This is a genomic window from Spiribacter halobius (assembly GCF_020883455.1).
GTDB lineage: Bacteria > Pseudomonadota > Gammaproteobacteria > Nitrococcales > Nitrococcaceae > Sediminicurvatus > Sediminicurvatus halobius.
Window position 1 is genome coordinate 1830585 of the sequence record NZ_CP086615.1, and the last position, 20267, is coordinate 1850851.

The 20267-nt window shown below is 72.0% G+C and carries 24 protein-coding genes; 12 read left to right on the forward strand and 12 right to left on the reverse strand.

Annotation, left to right across the window (positions count from 1 at the left end; genetic code table 11):
* Positions 1–98: 98 nt before the first annotated feature.
* Together zipA and ligA are read left to right on the forward strand one after the other, a co-directional pair.
* Complete coding sequence (zipA, locus tag LMH63_RS08280; RefSeq protein ID WP_109678032.1) at positions 99–1166, forward strand: cell division protein ZipA; 1068 nt, start codon at positions 99–101, stop codon at positions 1164–1166.
* Positions 1167–1209: 43 nt separating this feature from the next.
* A complete protein-coding gene (gene ligA, locus LMH63_RS08285; protein WP_109678030.1) occupies positions 1210–3237 on the forward strand; it encodes an NAD-dependent DNA ligase LigA in 2028 nt (675 codons plus the stop codon).
* A gap of 278 nt (positions 3238–3515) precedes the next feature.
* Here ligA and LMH63_RS08290 read toward each other — a convergent pair whose 3' ends face one another.
* From LMH63_RS08290 to LMH63_RS08300, 3 genes are read right to left on the reverse strand one after another with little or no spacing between them, the layout of a single operon-like run.
* Entirely contained in the window at positions 3516–4352 is an 837-nt protein-coding gene (locus tag LMH63_RS08290; protein WP_109678028.1) for a peptidylprolyl isomerase, read from the reverse strand.
* Positions 4353–4378: 26 nt separating this feature from the next.
* On the reverse strand, positions 4379–4672 hold the full coding sequence (locus LMH63_RS08295) for a BolA family protein (protein WP_109678026.1): 294 nt from the start codon (positions 4670–4672) through the stop codon (positions 4379–4381).
* Positions 4669–4968 carry a YciI family protein gene (locus LMH63_RS08300; RefSeq protein WP_109678024.1) on the reverse strand — a complete coding sequence of 100 codons (300 nt, stop codon included), beginning with the start codon at positions 4966–4968 and terminating at the stop codon, positions 4669–4671. The genes LMH63_RS08295 and LMH63_RS08300 overlap by 4 nt, the downstream gene beginning before the upstream one ends.
* A gap of 135 nt (positions 4969–5103) precedes the next feature.
* On the opposite strand from LMH63_RS08300, the gene LMH63_RS08305 reads away from it, so the two are divergent.
* From LMH63_RS08305 to LMH63_RS08340, 8 genes are all read left to right on the forward strand, one after another.
* Complete coding sequence (locus LMH63_RS08305) at positions 5104–5727, forward strand: L-threonylcarbamoyladenylate synthase (protein WP_109678022.1); 624 nt, start codon at positions 5104–5106, stop codon at positions 5725–5727.
* A gap of 110 nt (positions 5728–5837) precedes the next feature.
* A complete protein-coding gene (locus LMH63_RS08310; RefSeq protein ID WP_373317934.1) occupies positions 5838–7013 on the forward strand; it encodes a tryptophan--tRNA ligase in 1176 nt (391 codons plus the stop codon).
* A 2-nt stretch (positions 7014–7015) separates the two neighbouring features.
* Entirely contained in the window at positions 7016–7864 is an 849-nt protein-coding gene (locus LMH63_RS08315) for a segregation and condensation protein A (protein ID WP_109678018.1), read from the forward strand.
* Positions 7861–8481: an SMC-Scp complex subunit ScpB gene (gene scpB, locus LMH63_RS08320; protein ID WP_109678016.1), complete on the forward strand. Its 621-nt coding sequence runs from the start codon at positions 7861–7863 to the stop codon at positions 8479–8481. Before LMH63_RS08315 ends, scpB begins: the two co-directional genes overlap by 4 nt.
* Complete coding sequence (gene rluB, locus LMH63_RS08325; protein WP_109678014.1) at positions 8478–9293, forward strand: 23S rRNA pseudouridine(2605) synthase RluB; 816 nt, start codon at positions 8478–8480, stop codon at positions 9291–9293. Before scpB ends, rluB begins: the two co-directional genes overlap by 4 nt.
* A complete protein-coding gene (locus LMH63_RS08330) occupies positions 9290–9949 on the forward strand; it encodes an endonuclease III domain-containing protein (protein WP_109678012.1) in 660 nt (219 codons plus the stop codon). The genes rluB and LMH63_RS08330 overlap by 4 nt, the downstream gene beginning before the upstream one ends.
* Positions 9950–10197: 248 nt before the next feature.
* Positions 10198–10614 carry an alternative ribosome rescue aminoacyl-tRNA hydrolase ArfB gene (arfB, locus tag LMH63_RS08335; RefSeq protein ID WP_109678010.1) on the forward strand — a complete coding sequence of 139 codons (417 nt, stop codon included), beginning with the start codon at positions 10198–10200 and terminating at the stop codon, positions 10612–10614.
* Between the two features lie 31 nt (positions 10615–10645).
* Positions 10646–11140 (forward strand): nucleoside deaminase, encoded by a 495-nt coding sequence (locus LMH63_RS08340; RefSeq protein WP_109678187.1) that lies wholly within the window; start codon positions 10646–10648, stop codon positions 11138–11140.
* A gap of 11 nt (positions 11141–11151) precedes the next feature.
* Here LMH63_RS08340 and LMH63_RS08345 read toward each other — a convergent pair whose 3' ends face one another.
* From LMH63_RS08345 to LMH63_RS08385, 9 genes are all read right to left on the reverse strand, one after another.
* Positions 11152–11424 carry a hypothetical protein gene (locus LMH63_RS08345; RefSeq protein ID WP_109678008.1) on the reverse strand — a complete coding sequence of 91 codons (273 nt, stop codon included), beginning with the start codon at positions 11422–11424 and terminating at the stop codon, positions 11152–11154.
* A gap of 162 nt (positions 11425–11586) precedes the next feature.
* A complete protein-coding gene (gene arsH / locus LMH63_RS08350) occupies positions 11587–12354 on the reverse strand; it encodes an arsenical resistance protein ArsH (protein WP_109678006.1) in 768 nt (255 codons plus the stop codon).
* 143 nt (positions 12355–12497) lie between these two features.
* The gene (locus LMH63_RS08355; RefSeq protein WP_109678004.1) at positions 12498–12971 is read right to left on the reverse strand and encodes a YbhB/YbcL family Raf kinase inhibitor-like protein; all 474 of its coding nucleotides are present in this window, start codon (positions 12969–12971) and stop codon (positions 12498–12500) included.
* Between the two features lie 470 nt (positions 12972–13441).
* On the reverse strand, positions 13442–13894 hold the full coding sequence (locus LMH63_RS08360) for a Ycf46 family AAA ATPase (protein ID WP_109678002.1): 453 nt from the start codon (positions 13892–13894) through the stop codon (positions 13442–13444).
* 109 nt (positions 13895–14003) lie between these two features.
* Positions 14004–14783, reverse strand: coding sequence for an SDR family NAD(P)-dependent oxidoreductase (locus tag LMH63_RS08365; RefSeq protein ID WP_109678000.1), 780 nt, complete (start codon positions 14781–14783; stop codon positions 14004–14006).
* Positions 14780–15646 (reverse strand): squalene/phytoene synthase family protein, encoded by an 867-nt coding sequence (locus LMH63_RS08370; RefSeq protein WP_109677998.1) that lies wholly within the window; start codon positions 15644–15646, stop codon positions 14780–14782. The genes LMH63_RS08365 and LMH63_RS08370 overlap by 4 nt, the downstream gene beginning before the upstream one ends.
* Positions 15647–15652: 6 nt before the next feature.
* On the reverse strand, positions 15653–16372 hold the full coding sequence (locus LMH63_RS08375) for an HAD family hydrolase (protein ID WP_109677996.1): 720 nt from the start codon (positions 16370–16372) through the stop codon (positions 15653–15655).
* Positions 16369–17094, reverse strand: a complete 726-nt coding sequence (gene ubiG, locus LMH63_RS08380; protein WP_109677994.1) for a bifunctional 2-polyprenyl-6-hydroxyphenol methylase/3-demethylubiquinol 3-O-methyltransferase UbiG — start codon at positions 17092–17094, stop codon at positions 16369–16371. The genes LMH63_RS08375 and ubiG overlap by 4 nt, the downstream gene beginning before the upstream one ends.
* Before the next feature lie 30 nt (positions 17095–17124).
* Positions 17125–18438, reverse strand: a complete 1314-nt coding sequence (locus LMH63_RS08385) for a TRZ/ATZ family hydrolase (protein WP_109677993.1) — start codon at positions 18436–18438, stop codon at positions 17125–17127.
* A gap of 104 nt (positions 18439–18542) precedes the next feature.
* On the opposite strand from LMH63_RS08385, the gene mtnA reads away from it, so the two are divergent.
* Positions 18543–19577 carry an S-methyl-5-thioribose-1-phosphate isomerase gene (gene mtnA / locus LMH63_RS08390; RefSeq protein WP_109677991.1) on the forward strand — a complete coding sequence of 345 codons (1035 nt, stop codon included), beginning with the start codon at positions 18543–18545 and terminating at the stop codon, positions 19575–19577.
* Position 19578: 1 nt separating this feature from the next.
* On the forward strand, positions 19579–20136 hold the full coding sequence (locus LMH63_RS08395) for a peptidylprolyl isomerase (RefSeq protein WP_109677989.1): 558 nt from the start codon (positions 19579–19581) through the stop codon (positions 20134–20136).
* Positions 20137–20267: the final 131 nt, after the last annotated feature.

The window sequence follows — 20267 nt, forward strand, 5'->3', positions numbered from 1 at the left end:
CGAACTTGGAACTCGCCCGTGCTTGAGGGCGCGGGCGAGGCGTTGCACTCTGTCGCGGTCGACGGGGCCACCGAAACCTTGACAGGCCGATCGGAACTATGGACGAGCTGCGCTGGATACTGCTGATTCTCGGGGTGGTGGTGATCGCCGGGGTGTATGTCTATGGCCGCCTGCAGGACTGGCGCCATGACGGGCCGCCCTGGCGACGGCGGGGGCGGCGCGAGCAACGGGAGCCGTTCGCCGACCACGATCTCTCCCGGGAGGACATCGAGAGCACGCTGGGCGAGCTGGACGAGCTGATCCACGAGTCCGAGACCGAGATCCGGCGGCCGCGGCGTGCCCCCGAGGAGGCCGAGCGTGCGGAGGCGGGCAACGCTGACCCGGAACACGACCCCGAGCCGGAGGGCGACGCGCCGCACCCGGAGCCGGCGCCGGCGCGTGAGCCGGGTGGATCCGCGGGCGGGCGCCCGGAGCTTGCGTTCTCCGAGGAAGGCGTTGGCGAGGTGCGTGTGCGTGGCGCCGACGGCGACGTGGCCGCGAGCAGCGAGCGTCGCCTGGACACCCGGCGTGCCGAATCGGCGGCGGAGGCCGGCTCGCGACCGGTTGCGCGGGACGGCCGCGGCGAGGCCTTTGCGGCCCGCCTGCGGCGGGCCTTCCGGGGCGAGGAGGGCGGCCAGCAGGAATCCGTGGCGGGGACCCCGAGCGACCCGCCCGAGATGGCCGGCGAGGAGAAGATCGTGGTGCTCTCGGTGATGGCGCCGGAGGGCGAAGTCTACGTGGCCCGGGCGCTTACCGAGGCGCTGGAGGACTGCGGGCTGCGCCTGAACAGCCAGGGCATCTACCAGCGTACGCTCGATACCCGCACCGGCGCGGTGGCGCTCTACAGCGCCGCCAACATCCTCGAACCGGGGACCTTCGACCCCGAGGCCCTGGACGAGACGGATACCCCCGGGGTGGTGCTCTTCCTGCGGCTGCCCGGCCCCTTCGACGGCCTGGCGGCGTTCGAGCAGATGCTGGCCACCGCCCGGACCCTGGCAAGGCAGCTCGGCGGTCAGGTGCTCGATGGCCGCCGGTGCGACCTGACCACCCAGTCCATCGAGCATATCCGCGAGGAGCTGCTGGAGTACCGCCGCCGCGCCCACCTGGCAGCCCGCCAGGCGCGGTAGGTCGCGCACGGCCGCCGCGAACCGGAGCACAAGCGTACCGCGCATGAGCCAGCAGCCATCGAGCAAGGACCCTGCCGCCCGCGCCGCCGAGTTGCGCGAGGCGATCGAGTATCACAACCACCGCTACTACGTCCTCGACGATCCGGCCATATCCGACGCCGACTACGACGCTCTGCTGCGGGAGCTGCAGGCTATCGAGGCCGAGCACCCGGAGCTGGTGACGCCGGACTCGCCCACCCAGCGCGTCGGCTCGGCCCCGCTGGAGAGCTTCGGCGAGGCGCCGCACGAGCAGCCCATGCTCTCCCTGGACAATGCCTTCGACGAGGACGAGCTGGCTGAATTCGACCGCCGCGTGCGCGAGGGCCTGGGCCGGGACGCCGTCGATTACGTCGCGGAGCCGAAGCTGGACGGGCTGTCGGTCAATCTCCGCTACGAGCACGGGCGGCTGGTGCGCGCCGGCACCCGGGGCGACGGCCGGGTCGGCGAGGACATCAGCGCCAACATCCGCACCATCCGCAGCGTGCCGCTGCGGCTGCTCACCCGCGAGCCGCCGGCGCTGGTGGAAGTCCGCGGCGAGGTGGTCATCCGCCGGCGGGACTTCCAGCGCCTCAACGCCGAGCGCGAGCAGCGCGGCGAGCGGCCCTTCGCCAACCCGCGCAACGCTGCCGCCGGCAGCCTGCGCCAGCTCGACCCCCGCATTACCGCGCGTCGGCCGCTGACGCTGTTCACCTTCGGCGTCGGCGCCTGCAGCGCGCCGCTGGGCGAGACGCACACCCAGGTGCTCCGGCACCTGGGCGAGTGGGGGTTTCCGGTGAACGAGCGGGTGGAGGCGGTGCGCGGGCTCGAGGGCTGCCTGGACTACCACCGCCGCCTGTTGGCGGACCGCGACCGGCTTGACTACGAAGTCGATGGCGCCGTGTTCAAGGTCGACGATCTGGCCGCCCGGGAGGAGCTCGGCTTCACGGCCCGGGCGCCGCGCTGGGCCATCGCCCACAAGCTGCCGGCGCGGGAAGCGACCACCGTGGTGGAGCGGATCCTGCCGTCGGTGGGGCGGACCGGCGTGATCACGCCGGTGGCGGCGCTGGAGCCCGTGGCGGTGGGCGGCGTTACGGTAAGCCGGGCGACCCTGCACAATCTCGACGAAGTCCACCGCAAGGACGTTCGCGAGGGTGACACGGTCATGGTGCGCCGCGCCGGGGACGTGATCCCCGAGGTGGTCAGCGTCGTGACGGAAAAGCGGCCCGCCGGTGCCGAGGCCTGGCAGATGCCCTCGGTCTGTCCGGTCTGCGGCTCCGAGGTGGTGCGCCTGGACGACGAGGCCGCGCACCGCTGCATGGGCGGGCTCTATTGCCCGGCCCAACGCATGGGCGCGATCCTGCACTTCGTCTCGCGCCGGGCCATGGACATCGACGGCCTCGGCGAGAAGCTGGTGCAGCAGCTGGTGGACAGCGAGCGCGTGCGCACCGTGGTGGACCTCTACCACCTCACCCGCAGCGACCTGCTCGGCCTCGAGCGCATGGGCGAGAAGTCCGCCGGCAACCTGCTGGCGGCCATCGAGCACTCGAAGCGGACCACGCTGCCGCGGCTCATCTATGCGCTCGGCATCAGCCAGGTGGGGGAGGTCACGGCGCAGGCGCTGGCCGAGCACTTCGGCGACCTCGATCCGCTGATGGCCGCGGACGAGGCGGCGCTTACCGAGGTGCCGGACGTCGGCCCGGTGGTGGCGCAGAGCGTGGCGCGATTCTTCGCCCAGCCCCACAACCGCGAGGTGATCGATGGCCTGCGCGCTGCGGGCGTGAGCTGGGAGCCGCTGGCCGGGCGCGCCGGCTCCGGGCCGCTCAGCGGCAGGACCTTCGTGCTCACCGGCACGCTCGAGGGCTATACCCGGGACAAGGCGAAGGCGCGCATCGAGGCCCTGGGCGGGCGCGTCACCTCCAGCGTCTCGAAGAAGACCGACTACGTGGTGGCGGGCGCCGATCCAGGGTCAAAGCGGGACAAGGCGGAGCGCCTGGGCGTGGAGATTCTGGATGAGGCGGCGTTCCGGCGGCTGATCGACGGCGGCGCGGGTTAGTTCGCCGCCCGAAGCGCCTTTGCCTTGCCGGATCCTGACTAGCAACGAGCTTCAGCCATGATGGCGACAGGGACCCGCGGGCCCGAAGCCGCAGCAACGGCCGTGCCGGGCGCGAGACGGGGCAGGCGCGCCCGGGACACGCTGTGAATACGTCCCTGTAAGCTCGTAGGCGAGGTCCCTCTCGCCTACGGTCCCGGTCGCGCCTGCCCCGCCTCGCTCGGCCGCCGTGGGTACCCGCCGCCGCGCCAATACCGGCAGGGTCCGGTGTTTTCCTGCGATCAGTCCTGCGCCGGCTCGGCCCAGTCGGCCTCGTACTCGATCTCGGCCTCGGCGCGGAGCTCCTGCACGTACTGCTGCACGCTCCGGCGGACCAGCTCCATGCGCAGCTGGTCCTCGACCTCATCGAAGGCCGGCGGATCGGTCGCGCGGGTGTCGTCCACCTGCACCACGTGCCAGCCGAAGCGGGTCTCCACCGGTTCGTCGGAGTACTCGCCGGGTTCCAACGCCTCCACCTCGGCGGCGAACGGGCCGACCATGTCGGCAGCGGCGAACCAGCCGAGATCACCGCCATTGTCGGCGTTGGAGTCCTCGGAGTGCTCGGCGGCGAGCTCGGCGAAGTCGCCCCCGGCGTCGAGCTCGTCGATGATGCCGACGGCGGTCTCACGCTCGGGGACGAGGATGTGGCGGGCACGGTACTCGCGGTCGCCGCCGCCGGCGAAGCGCTCGTCGTAGAGCTCGCGCACGGCCTCGTCGCTCACCCGGTCCTCCCCCGAGAGGCTGCGCACCAGTGCCTGGGCGAGGATGGCGCGGCGGGTATTCTCCAGCTGCGCGGCGATGTCCGGCTCGCGGTGGAGGTCGCGTGCCTCGGCGTCCTGTGCGAGCAGGGTGACGGTGATCACCTCGTCCAGGAACTGCTGGCGCTGGGCGGCGGTCACCTCGCCCCGGCCCTGGGTCTGCTGGGCGAGCAGCTGGGCAAGGGCATCGGCGGAAATCGGCTCGCCGTTCACCCGCGCCACCACTTCGCCGCTGGCATCGTCCTGGGCGAGCGCGGGGGCGGCGAGCAGGCCCGCGGCGAGGGCGGCGGCAACGAGGCCGGTACGGAAGCGGATGGGCATGGGGCTCTCCTCGTGAGTAATCGGTTTCAGGCGTCGTCGCCGGCGGCTTCGTCCGGGGTCAGGGCGCGAATGCTGAGGGCGTGGATGGTGTCGGCCCGCATGGCGTCGCCGATGGCATCGTAGACGAGGCGGTGACGCTGCAGGCGGCCGTGGCCGGCAAAGTCGGGGCTGACCACCAGCACGCGATAGTGTCCGCCGCCGGCCCGGGCGCCGGCGTGACCGGCATGCAGGTGGCTCTCGTCCTCCACCTCGAGCCGCTCCAGGGTCAGGGCCTGACCGAGGCGCTCGCGGATCAGGCGTACGCGTTCGGACTCGCTCATGGCAGCACCGCCTTGAATGGCTTCACGGTCACCTCCCGGTAGACACCGGCGGCGACGTAGGGATCCGCGTCGGCCCAGGCCCGGGCCTCCTCCAGGGAGGGGAACTCGGCCACCACGAGGCTGCCGCTGAAGCCGGCCGGGCCCGGGTCCTCGGCATCGATGGCGGGGTGGGGGCCGGCGAGGAGCAGTCGGCCCTGGTCGCGGAGGGCCTCGAGGCGGGCGAGGTGCTCGCCCCGGGCGCCCTTGCGGCGCTCCAGGCTGTCCTCGACGTCCTCGCTGATGATGGCGTAGTACATGGCGGCATTCTCTCCGCGTGATCCAGACGGCAGCCGGGAACGCTACCATATCCGGGAGCGGCCTCCCCACCGTGCTTGCACCGCCGCGGCGGCGGTGCCCATCATGCCGTTGAAAGGCGGCGCAGCGAGGCAGCCATGAGCCAGTATTTCAGCGTGCATCCCGAGACACCGCAGCCGCGCCTCATCCGGCGCACGGTGGAGGTTCTCCAGCGCGGTGGCGTGATCGTCTACCCGACGGACTCCACCTATGCCCTCGGCTGCGTCATGGGCGAGAAGGCCGCCATCGACCGCATCCGCCAGATCCGCGCCCTGCGGGAGGATCACGACTTCACCCTGGCCTGCCGCGACCTCTCGGATATCGGCACCTACGCGCGTCTGGAGAACAACGCCTTCCGCCTGCTCAAGGCGCACACGCCCGGGCCCTATACTTTCATCCTCAAGGCCACGGGCGAGGTGCCGCGGCGCCTGCAGCACCCCAAGCGCAAGACCATCGGCATCCGTGTGCCCGGGAATCCGGTGGCCCAGGCCCTGCTCGCCGAGCTCGGCGAGCCGCTGATGACCACGAGTCTGCTGCTGCCGGGGGACGACATGGCCATGACCGACGCCGAGCTCATCCGCGAGCGTATCGGCCGGCAGGTGGACGCCGTGCTCGACGGCGGCTCCGGCGGCCTCGAGCCGAGCACGGTGATCGACCTCAGCGAGCCCGCGCCGCGGATCCTGCGCCGCGGTCAGGGCGACCCTACCGCCTTCGAGACCTGATCTCGGCACGGGGCGGCGCGAGCCGCTATCATGGCGGCCCTGTTCGTCGCGAGGGTCGGGAGGGTCCTTTGAGCATCTCCAGCGCACGACCGGCGCGCGTCCTCTCCGGGATGCGCCCTACCGGACGGCTGCATCTCGGGCACTACCACGGTGTGCTGAAGAACTGGGTGCGCCTGCAGGAGGAGCACGAGTGCTTCTTCTTCATCGCCGACTGGCACGCCCTGACCACCGCCTATGAGGAGCGCGAGATCATCGCGCAGAACGTCTGGGACCTGGTCGTGGACTGGCTCGCCTGCGGGGTGAACCCGCGGCTGGCGACGCTGTTCATCCAGTCGCGCGTCATCGAGCACGCCGAGCTGCATCTGCTGCTGTCGATGATCGCGCCGCTCGGCTGGCTCGAGCGCGTCCCCACCTACAAGGATCAGATCGCCCAGCTGCGGGAGAAGGACCTCGCCACCTACGGCTTCCTGGGCTACCCGGTGCTGCAGAGCGCCGACATCCTCATCTACCGCGCCACCGGCGTGCCGGTGGGGGAGGATCAGGTCTCCCACGTCGAGCTCACCCGGGAGCTGGCGCGGCGGTTCAACTGGATGTTCGGTCGCGAGCCGGGCTTCGAGGCGCGCGCGGAGACGGCGGCGCGGAAGATGGGCAAGAAGAACGCCCGCCTCTATCGCGAGCTGCGCCGCCGCTATCAGGAGGCGGGCGACGGCGAGGCCCTGGCGGAGGCGAAGGCGCTGATCGAGGGCCAGCAGAACATCACCCTGGCCGACGGTGAGCGGCTGCTCGGCTACCTCGAGGGCGGCGGGCGCACGGTGCTGCCGGAGCCCGAGGCCATGCTCACCCCGGCGCCACGCATGCCGGGGCTGGACGGGCGCAAGATGTCGAAGTCCTATGGCAACACGATCTCCCTGCGCGAGGCGCCCGAGGATATCGACCATAAGCTGCGCACCATGCCCACCGACCCCGCCCGCGTGCGCCGCAGCGACCCGGGCGAGCCCACCAAATGCCCGGTCTACGACCTGCACCGCCTCTATTCCGACGCCGGCACCCGGGAGTGGGTGGAGCAGGGCTGCCGCTCCGCCGGCATCGGCTGCCTGGACTGCAAGCAGCCGCTGATCGAGGCCGTGCAGGCGGAGGTGGCACCGATCCGCGAGAAGGCCGCCGAGCTCGAGGCCGACCCCGACACCGTCCGCCAGATCGTGGCGGAGGGCTGCGAGCGGGCGCGCGGGGTAGCCCGGGAGACCATGAAGGACGTCCGCGCGGCCATGGGGCTGGAGTACCGCTGAGCATGCAGGAGGCCGCCGCCGGCAGCGACGATGCCGCCCCGATCGCGCGTGTGCGCGGGGAGCCGCTGGCGGATCTGCCGCGGGACCTCTACATCCCACCGGATGCGCTGGAGGTCTTTCTGGAGACCTTCGAGGGCCCGCTGGATCTGCTGCTTTACCTCATCCGGCGGCAGAATCTGGACATCCTCGACATTCCCATCGCGGAGATCACGCGCCAGTACATGGCCTACGTGGAGCTGATGAAGGACGTGCGCCTCGAGCTCGCTGCGGAGTACCTGGTGATGGCCGCGGTGCTGGCGGAGATCAAGTCGCGCATGCTGCTGCCTCGCCCGCCCGCGGCCGATCAGGACGAGGAGCACGACCCGCGCGCCGAGCTGGTGCGCCGGCTGCAGGAGTACGAGCGCTACAAGGAGGCAGCCGCCGAGCTGGACAACCTGCCGCGGGTGGCCCGGGACATCTTCCCGGCCAAGGCGCTGGCGCCGGAGATGACCACCGCCCGGCAGGAACCCGAGGTGGCGCTGCGGGAGCTGCTGGCGGCCTTCGCCGAGGTGCTGGACCGCGCGGAGATGTTCACCCATCACCAGGTCCAGCGGGAGGCGCTGTCGGTGCGCCAGCGCATGGCAGAGACGCTGGAAGCGCTCTCCGGGGAGCGCTTCACCGGGCTCGGCGATCTGCTGCGCCCGGAGGAGGGCCGTGCCGGCGTCGTGGTGACCTTCCTCGCCATCCTGGAGCTGCTCAAGGCCTCGCTGGTGGAGCTGGTGCAGGCCGAGCCATTCGCGCCGCTCTATCTCCGGGCGGCCGGCAGTCGCAGCGAGGCGCCGCCGGTACCCGCGGACGGGGAGGGCGCATGAGCCGGCCTCCGCTCGAGCACATCCTCGAGGGGGCACTGCTCGCCGCCGGCGAGCCGCTGTCGGTGGAGCGTCTGCGCGGGCTGTTCGAGGCCCACGAGCAGCCCGAGCCCGGCGAAGTGCGCGCGGCCATGGATCGGCTCGCGCAGGCCTACGAGGGCCGGGGCGTGGAGGTGAAGGCGCTGGCGAGCGGCTATCGGATCCAGGTGCGGGAGAGCCTGGCGCCCTGGGTCTCGAAGCTCTGGGAGGAGAAGCCCGGACGCTACTCCCGCGCCCTGCTGGAGACCCTCGCGATCATCGCCTACCGCCAGCCCATCACCCGCAGCGAGATCGAGGAGATCCGCGGCGTGAGCGTGAGCAGCGGCATCATGCGCACGCTCCAGGAGCGCGGCTGGGTGCGCATCGCCGGCCACCGGGACGTCCCCGGCCGCCCGGCGGTGTTCGCCACCACCCGGGCGTTTCTGGACTACTTCAACCTCCAGGGTCTGGACCAGCTGCCTACCCTTATGGCCCTGCGCGACCCCGACGACGAGCAGCCGGAGCTGGATCTGCGCTTCAGCGAGGAAAGGCAGCGCAGCACGACCGCCGATGGCCACGGTCCTGCGGAGGCCCCGGAGTGACCACCGAGAAGCTGCAGAAGGTGCTGGCCCGGGCCGGCGTCGGTTCCCGGCGCGAGATGGAGCGCTGGATCGCCGAGGGCCGGGTGAGCGTCGACGGTCGTACCGCGCAGCTCGGGGACCGGGTCGGCGCCGCCGCCCGCATCGCGGTGGACGGCCGGCCCCTCGGCAAGCGGGCGGCGGAGCCGCTGCCGCGGCGCGTGCTCGCGTATCACAAGCCCGCCGGCGAGGTGGTCACCCGGCAGGACCCCGAAGGCCGGCGCACCGTGTTCACCCGCCTGCCGCGCCTGCGCGGCGGGCGCTGGGTCGCGATAGGGCGGCTCGACGTCAACACCTCGGGACTGCTGCTCTTCACCACCGACGGCAGTCTCGCCAGCCGGCTCATGCACCCGAGCTATCGGCTGCCGCGGGACTACGCCGTGCGGGTATTCGGCCATGTCAGCGAGGCCATGCTGGAGCGCCTGCGGGAGGGAGTGACCCTGGACGACGGCAAGGCGGCCTTCGAGCGCATCGAGACCCTTGCCGCCGGCGAGGCCGCCAACGAGTGGTACCGGGTGCGGGTCCGCGAGGGCCGCAATCGACTGGTGCGGCGGCTCTGGGAGTCTCAGGGCGTGACGGTGAGCCGGCTGATGCGCGTGCAGTACGGCCCGGTGGCGCTGCCGCCCAACCTGCGCGAGGGTCAGCATCACGAGCTTGGGCCGGGCGCGGTGGACGAGCTCTGCACGCTGGTGGACCTGCCGGCCGAGGCATCGGCCGGCGACCGGCGCAAGGCGGCTCCCCGACGGCCCCGCCGGCGGCCGCCCCGGCGCGGATGAGCGGCGGTCGCGGGCTGCACGACACCTACCGCCGTCTTCACGCGGCGTTCGGCCCGCAGGGCTGGTGGCCGGGGGAGACCGCCTTCGAGGTGTTGGTGGGCGCGGTACTCACCCAGAATGCCGCCTGGAGCAACGTGGAGCGCGCCATCCAGGGCCTGCGCAACGCATGCCTGTTCGCCCCGGAGCGCATCGTCGCCGCGGAACACGGCGCCCTCGCCGCGGCCATCCGCCCCTCAGGCTATTTCAACGTCAAGGCGCGGCGCCTGCGCGCGGCCTGTGAGGCCTGGCTCGAGCATGGCGGCGAGGCGGGGCTTGCCCGGCTCGACACGGCCACGCTCCGGGCGAGACTGCTGGCGGTGAAGGGACTCGGCCGCGAGAGCGTGGACGACGTCGTCCTGTACGCCTTCGAGCGCCCGGTGTTCGTGGTGGATGCGTATACCCGCCGCATCTTCAGCCGCCTCGGCGTTCTCGCCGGCGACGAGCCCTACGAGACCATCCGTGCCCGCTTCGAGGCCGCGCTGCCGCAGGATCCGGCCCTGTTCAACGAGTACCACGCCCTCATCGTCGCCCTCGGCAAGGACATCTGCCGCCCGCGCAGACCCCGCTGCGACGAGTGCCCGCTGCAGGCGGGCTGTGCCTTCGCCGGCGGGCCATGAAGCCGCGCCCACACGGGCGCATCTGCGGCCGTGCCAGGTGCGGTGCGGGGTGGGAGCACCCGGGACACGCTGTGCGGTCAGAGGCCCACGGACATCGTTCAGCGCGGCCCTAAGGTCCCGGATGCTCCTCCCCCGCCACGCACTGCCAGCTCAGCGAGCTGTTCCGCGACGGGATGGGCCGCCCCCCATGGGTCATCGGTAGCGCGGACACCGTTGCCCCGTGCCGGTTTTCGTGGCGAACTGGCGGCATGCTGCGGATCGATGAACAGCTGGCGGTCCCCGAGGAGGAGATCGAGATCACGGCCGTGCGCGCGCAGGGGCCGGGTGGGCAGAACGTCAACAAGGTAGCGACGGCTGTGCAGCTGCACTTCGACGTGCGTGCCTCGTCGCTGCCGGAGGACGTCAAGATGCGGCTTCTGGCCCGGCGCGACCGCCGGCTGCGCAAGGACGGGGTGCTGGTGATCAAGGCGCAGCGCCGTCGCACCCAGGAGGGCAACCGGGAGGATGCGCTGGCCCGCCTCGCGGAGCTGGTGCGTGCTGCCAGCACACCGCAGAAACGGCGCCGGCCGACCCGCCCGCCGAAGAGCGCCCATCGCCGCCGCCTGCAGGCGAAGGCCCGGCGCGCACGGCTCAAGTCACTGCGTGGCCGCCCGCCGCCGGAATAGGCGACCACCACTCGTACCGGAGGAGATGGCCTTGATCACCGACACGGACCGAAGCCACCTGCGCCGCTGCGTGGCGCTGGCCAGGCAGGCCCTGGAGGCCGGCGATGAGCCGTTCGGCTCGGTGCTGGTCTCGGCGCAGGGGGTGGTGCTTTTCGAGGACCACAATCATGTGGCCTCCGGCGATAGCACCCGGCATCCGGAATTCGCCATCGCCCGCTGGGCGGCGGCACACCTTTCGCCGGGCGAGCGTGCCGCCGCGACGGTGTATACCTCGGGCGAGCACTGTCCGATGTGTGCCGCCGCCCACGGCTGGGTGGGCCTCGGCCGCATCGTCTATGCGAGCTCCTCGGCCCAGCTCGGGGAGTGGCTGGCGGAGATGGAGGTTCCGCCGCCCCCGGTGCGGCCGCTCGCGATCCGCGAGATCGTGCCGGATGCCGTCGTGGAGGGGCCGGTGGCGGACCTCGCCGATGAGGTACGGGCCCTGCACCGGCGCCTGCACGGGTTCGAACCCGACCCCGCGCGGTAACCGCTCCGGCCTCAGCAGAGCTCGGCTTCGCCCTTGTCTCCCGGTGCCTCGGTCTTCGCGGGCCTGGCCAGCAGGCTCTCCCAGGGTGTGCCGGACGCCGGGAGGCCGTCGTGCGTGCGCTCCGCCGCCTCGGGCATCTCGCAGCTGGCCACTGCGGGCTGCGCCGCCAGGGCTTTCGCCAGATACTCCGCAAGATCCCGCTCGCCGGGATTCGTGTCGATATGGGCACCGGCATGGCTGCCCATCAGCATCAGCGCCAGCGCCACCGGGATTCGCCAGGTCATCGCCGTCCCTCCCGCTCCGTTATCCGGAGCCGATTCGGAAACAGCTTCAGGCTGGCACGCCGGGCAGGTCTTCGCTATTCGCGGAAGCCTCTACGTGGTCGCCTGTGGTGAGGCCGGCGCTGTGCTCCGGTGTGCCGAGACCTGACGATACTTCCGAGACGATCAATGAGGCGGGCTGCCAGCTTCCCGCCCGACGGTGGCCAGACTGGCGGGTTCGGCCTCCGCGGCTACCGGGGTGTCGGACTCCAGGCGCTCGGAGTAGCGCGCCGTCATCTGCGCCACATGCGGGCGCAGCAGCACGGTGAAGCGGATCAGCTCCTCCATGACGTCGACGATGCGCCCGTAAAGCGGCGACGGGCGCATGCGGCCGCGGTCGTCGAACTCCTGCCAGGCCTTGGGGATGCTGGACTGATTGGGGATGGTCACCATGCGCATCCAGCGCCCGAGCAGGCGCAGGGTGTTTACCGCGTTGAACGACTGCGAGCCGCCGCTGACCTGCATCACCGCCAGCGTCCGCCCCTGGGTCGGGCGCATGCCGCCGGTCTTGAGCGGCAGATGGTCGATCTGGGCCTTCATCACGCCGGTGATCTGGCCGTGCCGCTCCGGGCTGCACCAGACATGGCCTTCGGACCAGTGGGAGAGGTCGCGCAGCTCGCGCACCGCGGGATGGTCGTCGCCGGCGACCTGGTCCGGCAGCGGCAGGTCCTGCGGGTCGAAGATGCGGGTCTCGGCGCCGAACCGCCGTAGCAGCCGGGCCGCCTCCTCGGCGGCCAGGCGGGAGTAAGAGCGCTCGCGCAGCGAGCCGTACAGCAGCAGGATACGCGGCGGATGGCCCAGGGGATCGGGCAGTCCCTCGGCCGGCCGTTCGATCAGATAGCGCGCATCAAGCGCGGGGAAGTGATCAGGCTCGGGCAGAGCGCGCAGTCGCATGAGTGGGTGGCATCCAGTTGTCCGGTGGGCAAATTGGGCGACCAGTGTATCGCGCTTGTTGCCCTGCAGCATCTCCACGCCACCCTTGTTGGCGGCGGATACACGGGTCGACGCCGGCCCGGGCATCCGCCGCCCTGGCGTGCTCAGCGCTCGTAGGTGCCAATCAGGCGGTTCATGCCGATGACATGCGGCTCGGCGCGCTCCAGGAACTGCCAGAGGGTGAGCCCTGGCTCCAGGTCCAGTGCCTGGTCGAGCGCCAGGATCCAGAAATAGTAGTGATGGACGCCATGGCCCTCCGGGGGCATCGGGCCGCCGTAGGCCTGCTTGCCGAAATCGGTGACGCCGTTGGTGTGATCGCTGTTGCCCTCGGCGAGCCGGGTGACCTCGGCCGGGATGTTGTAGTACACCCAGTGCACGAAGCCATAGGCGCCGGGCACGATCAGCGGCGCGTCCGGATCATGACAGATCACCGCGTAGGACCGGGTACCGCCCGGGGCGCCGCTCCACTCGAGCGCGGGGGAGACGTCCTCACCCTCCCCGGTGTGGCGTGCCGGTATCGGCTGATGGGCGCCGAAGGCGGTGCTGCGCAGCTGCATGTCGGAGAGTGCGAATCCCATGCTGACTCCTCCCTGGGTTGGCGGGTGTCGTCAGCATGCTTGCATCCGGCTTCCTGATTGGCAACGAGCGTCAGCGCTGAGGGCGCCGGGAGTCCGCGGCGCTGGGGCCGCTGTAGTGGCCGTGCCGGGCGCGAGGCGGGGCAGGAGCGCCCGGGACACGCTGTGAATACGTCCTTGTAAGCTCGTAGGCGAGGTCCCTCTCGCCTACGGTCCCGGTCGCTCCTGCCCCGCCTCGCTAGGCCGCCGTGGGTACCCGCCGCCGCGCGCGTAGCGCCAGGCGGCGTAGCCGGGCCTGGTGGTCATCAGGTCCGGCTTTGTGCGGCGGGAAGCGGTGGTGTTGCAGGAAGAGATCCGGGGTGTCCGCGCCCGGGCGAGCGCGGGCATGGGGTATCGGCCAATAGCCGGGCCTGTGGGAGCCGCGCCCCGCCGAGAAATCCCGGCCGCGGCGCAACGCCGCCCGGATCAGCGCTTCAGGACGAGACGCCGGCCTGCTGGCGGGCGCGGACGTTGTGCCGGATCATCGCGGTGCGCCCGCGCAGGCCCTCGGGGATATCCAGATGCTCGCCTACCAGCATCACCAGCCGGCGGACGCCGTCGTCCTTGGCGTGGATCTCGTGCAGCGTGCGCTGGACCGAGGCCTTCGGCAGCGCGTCCGCGAAGCCCTGCAGGAGATAGATCCCGTAGTGGCGGCTTGCGGAGATGTAGGAGAGCACCTCCGCCGGCGCGCGCGTGCGCGGAATGAAGATGTGCTCCACGCCGAGCCGGTAGAGGCCGCTGTCCGCGGTCCAGTGATAGACCGCGCGGCCCGTGGTCAGCGTCAGTCGCTTGAACAGGGCGAGGAGCCGGTCCGTCTCGCCGGTTTCCAGCGCCGCGATGCGGTAGTTGGAGTCGATGACCCGCTGCAGCGTCCGTGTTGCATCCATCGTCTTTCGCCCTCGCATGAGCATGACCTGTGGACAGTATCGTGCATGCGGGGCCGACCGGCGACTGTGAGGGATTTCATACTTGGGCGATCCGGTGATCGCCTGTGGATCACCCGCCGTCCGACGTGGGCGCCACCCGGTACTGCCCGCCCGGCGTGACCGGCGTCGCCGGTGCCAGCAACGGCAGCAGGATTTCGGCGACGCGGTCCGCGGAGGGCAGGTCGTCCGTCGTCTCCCCCGGGTAGGCAGAGCGGCGCAGGGCCGTGTGTATCGGGCCCGGATCGACGCTGGCGACGGTCACCGGTGAGCCCGCCGGCTGCTCGGCGGCCAGGGTGCGCATCAGGCCCTCGAGGCCGGCCTTGGCGACGGCGTAGGCGCCCATGTAGGCCTGCCCCTCGCGGCCTGCGCGGTCGCTGATGAACAGCACCCGCGCATCGCGCGAGCCCGCCAGCAGGGGCAGGCAGGCGCGGGTGAGCAGGAAGGGGGCGTTCAGGTTGACCTGCAGCGTCTTCATCCAGTGCTCGACGTCGTAGTGCGCGAGGGGGGCCGGCTCGCCGAGCTGCGCCGCGCCGTGGACGAGGGCATCCAGCCCGCCCAGGGCCTCTTCCAGGCGCTCGGCGAGCTCGGCGTGGTCGTCGGGCGAGGCGCCGAGCAGGTCCATGGGGTAGAGCGCGGGTTGCGGATGGCCGGCGGCCTCGAGTGTGTCGTACAGCTGCTCCAGGGCACGCAGGTTCCTGTCCAGCAGCACCACGGTGGCGCCGTGGGCTGCCGCGAGCCGCGCGAGGGCGGCACCCAGGCCGGCGGCCGCGCCGGTGATCAGGACCCGGCGGCCGGCAAGGGCATCGGCGGGCAGCTCGGCGGACGGGGGCAACGGCAGCGGCGCGGTCATTCGGCGGTCTCCGATGGCAGGGGGCGGATGCGCTCCGGTCGTCGGGCACTGCGCCAGGCGAGCCAGAGCTTGCGCAGGGGCGTGAGGTGGTGGCGACGCTCGAGCTGCGGGTGATCGTCCTCGGCCATGACCGCCAGCAGCCGTCGATAGAGCACGGCCAGCACCAGAGCAGGCCGCTGCCGGCGCCGGGCCGGGCGGGGCAGACGGCGGATGGCGCTGTCGAGAAAGTCGCGGGCGCGTTGCCCCTGCACGGCCAGGACGCGGCGCAGCGCCTCGCTGTCGCGGCGGGCGAGGAGGTCCTCCCGGGTCAGCCCCTCGGCCGCCAGATCCGCCTCCGGAATGTAGACGCGGCCGGCGGCGATGTCCCGACCCAGATGGCGCAGCAGCCGGGTGAGCTCCAGACCCATGGCGAGGTCGTGGGCGAAGGCGGCGGTCTGCGGGGTGTCCGGTCCGCCCACCCGTCGCGCCAGCTCGGCCAGCCCGCCGGCGCGGTGGCAGTAGACGGTGAGCTCGCGCAGGGCCGGGTAGCTGCCGTACTCGAGATCCATGCGTGCGGCCTCGATGACCTCGGCGAAGGGCTCGCGGGCAAAGCCGTGACGCTCGATCACCGGCGCCAGGGCCTGGCTCACGGGATGGCGGGGCTGGCCGGCGAACAGGCGCTCCAGCTCTTCCTGCCACCATTTGAGCTTGACCGCGCCCACGCCGGGGTCGCTCACCTCCCGCGGCACCTCCAGCACCTCGGCCCGGTAGGCGGCAAGGGCCAGCAGCGCCTCGCGTTCGGGAGCGCCTGCAAACAGCAGGGCATAATGCAGGCTCGAGCCTTCCGGCGCCGCCTTGTCGCGGCAGTACGCGAGAGGATCCATTCCGGCTCAGAGGGCCGCAACGGCGGTGTGGCGGCCGTTGCGGTGGTCCGCCCAGGCATCGGCGGCGAGCCAGCGCTCGATCTCCTGCGGGTGGCCGATGAGGCCGTCAGCCCCCCAGCGGGTGACCCGGTCCTCGGCGGAGAGGTAGCCGAACAGGGCCACCAGCGTGAGTGTGCCGGCGCGGCGGCCGGCCTCGACGTCGCGCTCGGCATCGCCCACGAAGACGCATTCCCGTGGCGGCAGACCGAGCCGCCGGCAGCCCTCCAGCACCTGGTAGGGATCGGGCTTGCGGCGGCGGAGATCGTCGCCGCTGACCACGCAGTGCGGGCGCTCGCCATAGCCGAGGGCGGCCACCAGCGGCTCGGTGAGCCAGCCTGGCTTGTTGGTGACGATGCCCCAGGGCACACCGCCGCGCTCGAGGGTATGCAGGAGCTCTTCCATGCCGTCGAAGGGTTGCGTCTCGCAGCTGAGACGCTCGCGGTAAAGGGCCAGAAAGCGCTGGCGTAGCGGCTCGAAGCGCGGATCATCCGGGGCGAGGTCGAAGCCGCGGCGGATCATCGGGGCACTGCCGTGGGAGACCGCGCTGGCGAGCTGGGCGGCGGCGAGGGGCGGCAGATCCTCTTCCCGGCGCAGGGCGTTGAGGCTGCTGATGAGGTCGGGCGCGGTGTCGAACAGGGTACCGTCGAGGTCGAGCAGCACGGCGCGGGCGAGGGGTAGGCGTCTCATGGGCTTTGCGGGTCGGGCCGCCGGCAGTGGGCGAGGTAGTTCACGGTGACATCGTCGCCGAGGAAGTAGCGGCGGGTGATCGGGTTGTAGCCGAGCCCCTGCAGATGCGCGAGCTCGAGGCCGCTCGCCCGCACCCAGGTGCCGAGCTCGGAGGGCCGGATAAAGGCCGAGTAGCGATGGGTGCCCCGCGGCAGCAGCCGCAGCACGCGCTCGGCGCCGACGATGGCGAAGAGATAGGCCTTGGGCGTGCGGCTCAGGGTGGAGAAGACGACATCACCGCCGGGGCGCACCAGCGCCGCGCAGGCCCGCACCACGGAGGCCGGGTCCGGCACGTGCTCCAGCAGCTCGAGGCAGGTCACAAGATCGAAGCTCGCCGGCGCCTCCTCGGCCAGCGCCTCCACGGCGACGTGGCGGTAGGTTACCGCCGCCCCCGTCTCCAGGGCGTGCAGCCGTGCCACCTCCAGGCTGCGCTCGGCGAGGTCGATGCCGGTCACCTCGGCGCCGCGGTCCGCCAGACCCTCGGCGAGGATGCCGCCACCGCAGCCGACATCGAGCACGCGACGGCCGGCGAGCGCCCCCGCGCGGCGCTCGATATAATCCAGGCGCAGCGGATTGATGGCGTGGAGGGGGGCGAAATCGCCCGCGGGATCCCACCAGCCGCTCGCCGCCTCGTCGAAACGGGCGAGCTCCTCGGGGTCGGCGTTGCGGCTGTGGCCGTCCATCAGTGTGGCCGTCGGTCGTCGCGCTCTCGGCTATGCCGAAATCGTATCACGCCAGCGCCGCACCCGCTCCAGCAGCGCCGGCATGTCGAGGGTCTGCGGCAGGCGGTCCGCCAGCACCGGCCGCCCGGCGATCCAGACGTCGGTAACCTGGCTGCGGCCGGTGGCGTAGGCGAGCTGGGAGACCACGTTGTGCAGCGGCTGCGCCTCCGGCCCGGAGAGGTCGACGGCGATCATGTCGGCGGCCTTGCCAGGCAGCAGGCTGCCGATCTCGTGGTCACGGCCGAGGGCGCGGGCGCCTCCCAGGGTGGCGAGATGCAGTGCCTGCCAGGCGGGCAGGGCGCCGGCGTCGCCGCTCTCGGCCTTGGCCACCAGGGCGGCGCTGCGCAGCTCGCCGAAGAGGTTGAGGTCGTTGTTGCTGGCGGCGCCGTCGGTGCCGAGGGCCACGTTCACGCCGCGGGCGAGCAGGTCGGTGACCGGGCAGAGGCCGCTGGCGAGCTTGAGATTGGCCTCGGGGCAGTGCACCACGTGGGCGCCGCTCTCGGCGAGGCGCGCGCGCTCGTCGCCGGTGAGCTGGGTCATGTGCACCGCGAGCAGGCGCGGGCCGAGCAGGCCGAGGGCGTCCAGTCGCGCCAGGGGCCGGTCACCGTGCTCGCGCACCGAGTCGGCCACCTCGCCGGCGGTCTCGTGCAGATGGATGTGCACCCGCCGGTCCAGATCATCGGCCAGGATGCGCACCCGCTCGAGGCTGGCCTCGCCCACGGTGTAGGGCGCATGGGGGGCGAGCACGGTGTCCACCAGCGGATGGTCGCGCCAGTCGGCGTGCAGGGCGCGGCCGCGCTCGAGGTAGCCATCGGGGCCGTCGGCGTAGACGGTAGGGAAGTCGAGCACGATCATGCCTACGGTGACCCGCATGCCGGCGTGGCTCGCCACCTCCGCCACGGTCTCCGGGAAGTAGTACATGTCATTGAAGCAGGTCACGCCGCCGCGCAGCATCTCGACCACAGCAAGCTCCGTGCCGTCGCGCACGAAGGCCTCGCTGACATGGGCCTGCTCCGCCGGCCAGATGTGTTCGGTGAGCCAGGTCATCAGTGGCAGGTCGTCGGCGTAGCCCCGGAGCAGCGCCATCGCCGCATGGGTGTGGGCGTTGACGAGCCCCGGCATCAGCGCCTGACCCGGCAGCTCGCGCACCCTGGCGGGCCGGTAGTGGCGTTCCGCCTCCGGGCGCGGCAGCAGGGCGACCAGGGCGCCGTCACGCACGGCCACGGAGTGGTCCTCGAACACCGCGCCGGCTGGCTCCATGGGCACCACCCAGCCCGGGTGCAGCAACAGGTCCACGTCTTCCATCGGGGGTCTCCTCACAACTCGGTGGGCCGGGCGTCCGCGGGGCGCCCGGCAAGGCCAGTGTGCGACAATGGCGGCCACACTGTCAGGCGCGTCAGGGAGCCCGGATGACCGCATTCGACCGCATCCGCGCCGTGTTCTGGGAGTCCGGCCGGCTGCACCTGCTCGATCAACGCCGGCTGCCGACGGTGGAGCACTACCTCGACTGCACCCGCTGGCGCGAGGTGGCCGAGGCCATCCGCGACATGGTCGTGCGCGGCGCCCCGGCCATCGGCATCGCGGCGGCTTATGGCGTCGCCCTGGCGGCCCGGGAGCGCAGCGAGCGCGAGCTGGCCGCCGCCTTCGAGGGGCTGGCGGCGACGCGGCCGACGGCGGTCAATCTTGGCTGGGCGCTGGCACGCATGCGCCGTGCCCACGACGCCGGCGCCGACGCCGGGGCGCTGCTGGCGGAGGCGCAGCGCATCCAGGCCGAGGACGTTGCCGCCAACCGCCGTATCGGCGCGCTGGGTGCCGAGCACCTGCCCGCGGGCCGCGCGGTGCTGACCCACTGCAACACCGGCTCGCTCGCCACCGGCGGCTACGGTACCGCGCTCGGCGTGGTGCGTTCGGCCTACGCCGCCGGTCGCCTCACCCGGGTCTACGCCGGCGAGACGCGGCCCTGGCTCCAGGGTGCGCGGCTCACGGCCTGGGAGCTGCAGGCCGACGGTATCCCGGTGCGGCTGATCGCCGACGGCGCCGCGGCAAGCCTGCTCGCGAGCGGCGAGGTGGGCGCCGTGGTCGTTGGCGCCGACCGCGTCGCCGCCAACGGCGACGTGGCCAACAAGATCGGCACCTACGCCCTGGCGCTGGCCGCCGCGGCGCACGACGTGCCGTTCCTGGTGGCCGCACCGCTGTCGACCCTCGACGCTGACACCGCGAGCGGGGCCGGGATCCCCATCGAGACGCGCGGCGCGGAGGAGTTGCTGAGCATTGCGGGACAGGCCATTGCGCCACCGGATATCGAGGTCTGGAACCCGGTGTTTGACGTCACCCCGGCGCGCCTCGTGGACGCGCTGATTACCGAGCGGGGCGTGGTCGCGCGCCCCGATGCCCATGCGATCCGGCGCCTGCTGAGCGCGCCGGCACACGAGGAGATCCCCTGACATGCGCCTTCCCCTGCTTACCCTGGCCATGGCGGCCGGCATCGGTTCCGCCGCCGCAGACGGCAATCCCGAGGTGGTATTCGAGACCAGCGCCGGCGAAATCCGCCTGGAGCTGCTGGCGGACGCTGCCCCGGTGACCGTGGAGAACTTCCTTGGCTACGTGGACGACGGCTTCTACGACGGCACCATCTTCCACCGCGTGATCCCCGGCTTCGTGGTCCAGGGCGGCGGCTTCACCGAGGACCTCTCGCGCAAGCCCACGGGTCAGCCCATCGTCAACGAAGCGGACAACGGCCTGAAGAACGAACGCGGGACCCTCTCCATGGCCCGCACTCAGGCGAAGGACAGTGCCACCTCGCAGTTCTTCATCAACCTCGCGGACAACGCCTTTCTCGATCACGGTGCGCGGGACTTCGGCTACGCCGTCTTCGCCCGCGTGGTGGAGGGAATGGACGTGGTCCAGCGCATAGCCGAAGGGCAGACCAGCCGGCGCGGTCCGATGACGGACGTGCCGGTGGACCCGGTGGTGGTGGAGCGGGCGCGCCGCGTCGAGCCCTGACGGCGCCGCCCCGGGGCCGAGCAGCGGGGCCCGCTCGCCGCCGGCCGCGGTCCGGTGCCGCCACCAGGGCGGGCGCTGCCGGGGGCGGCCAGCGCGTGGTATGATTGACGGCTATCCGCGGGCGGCCCGGT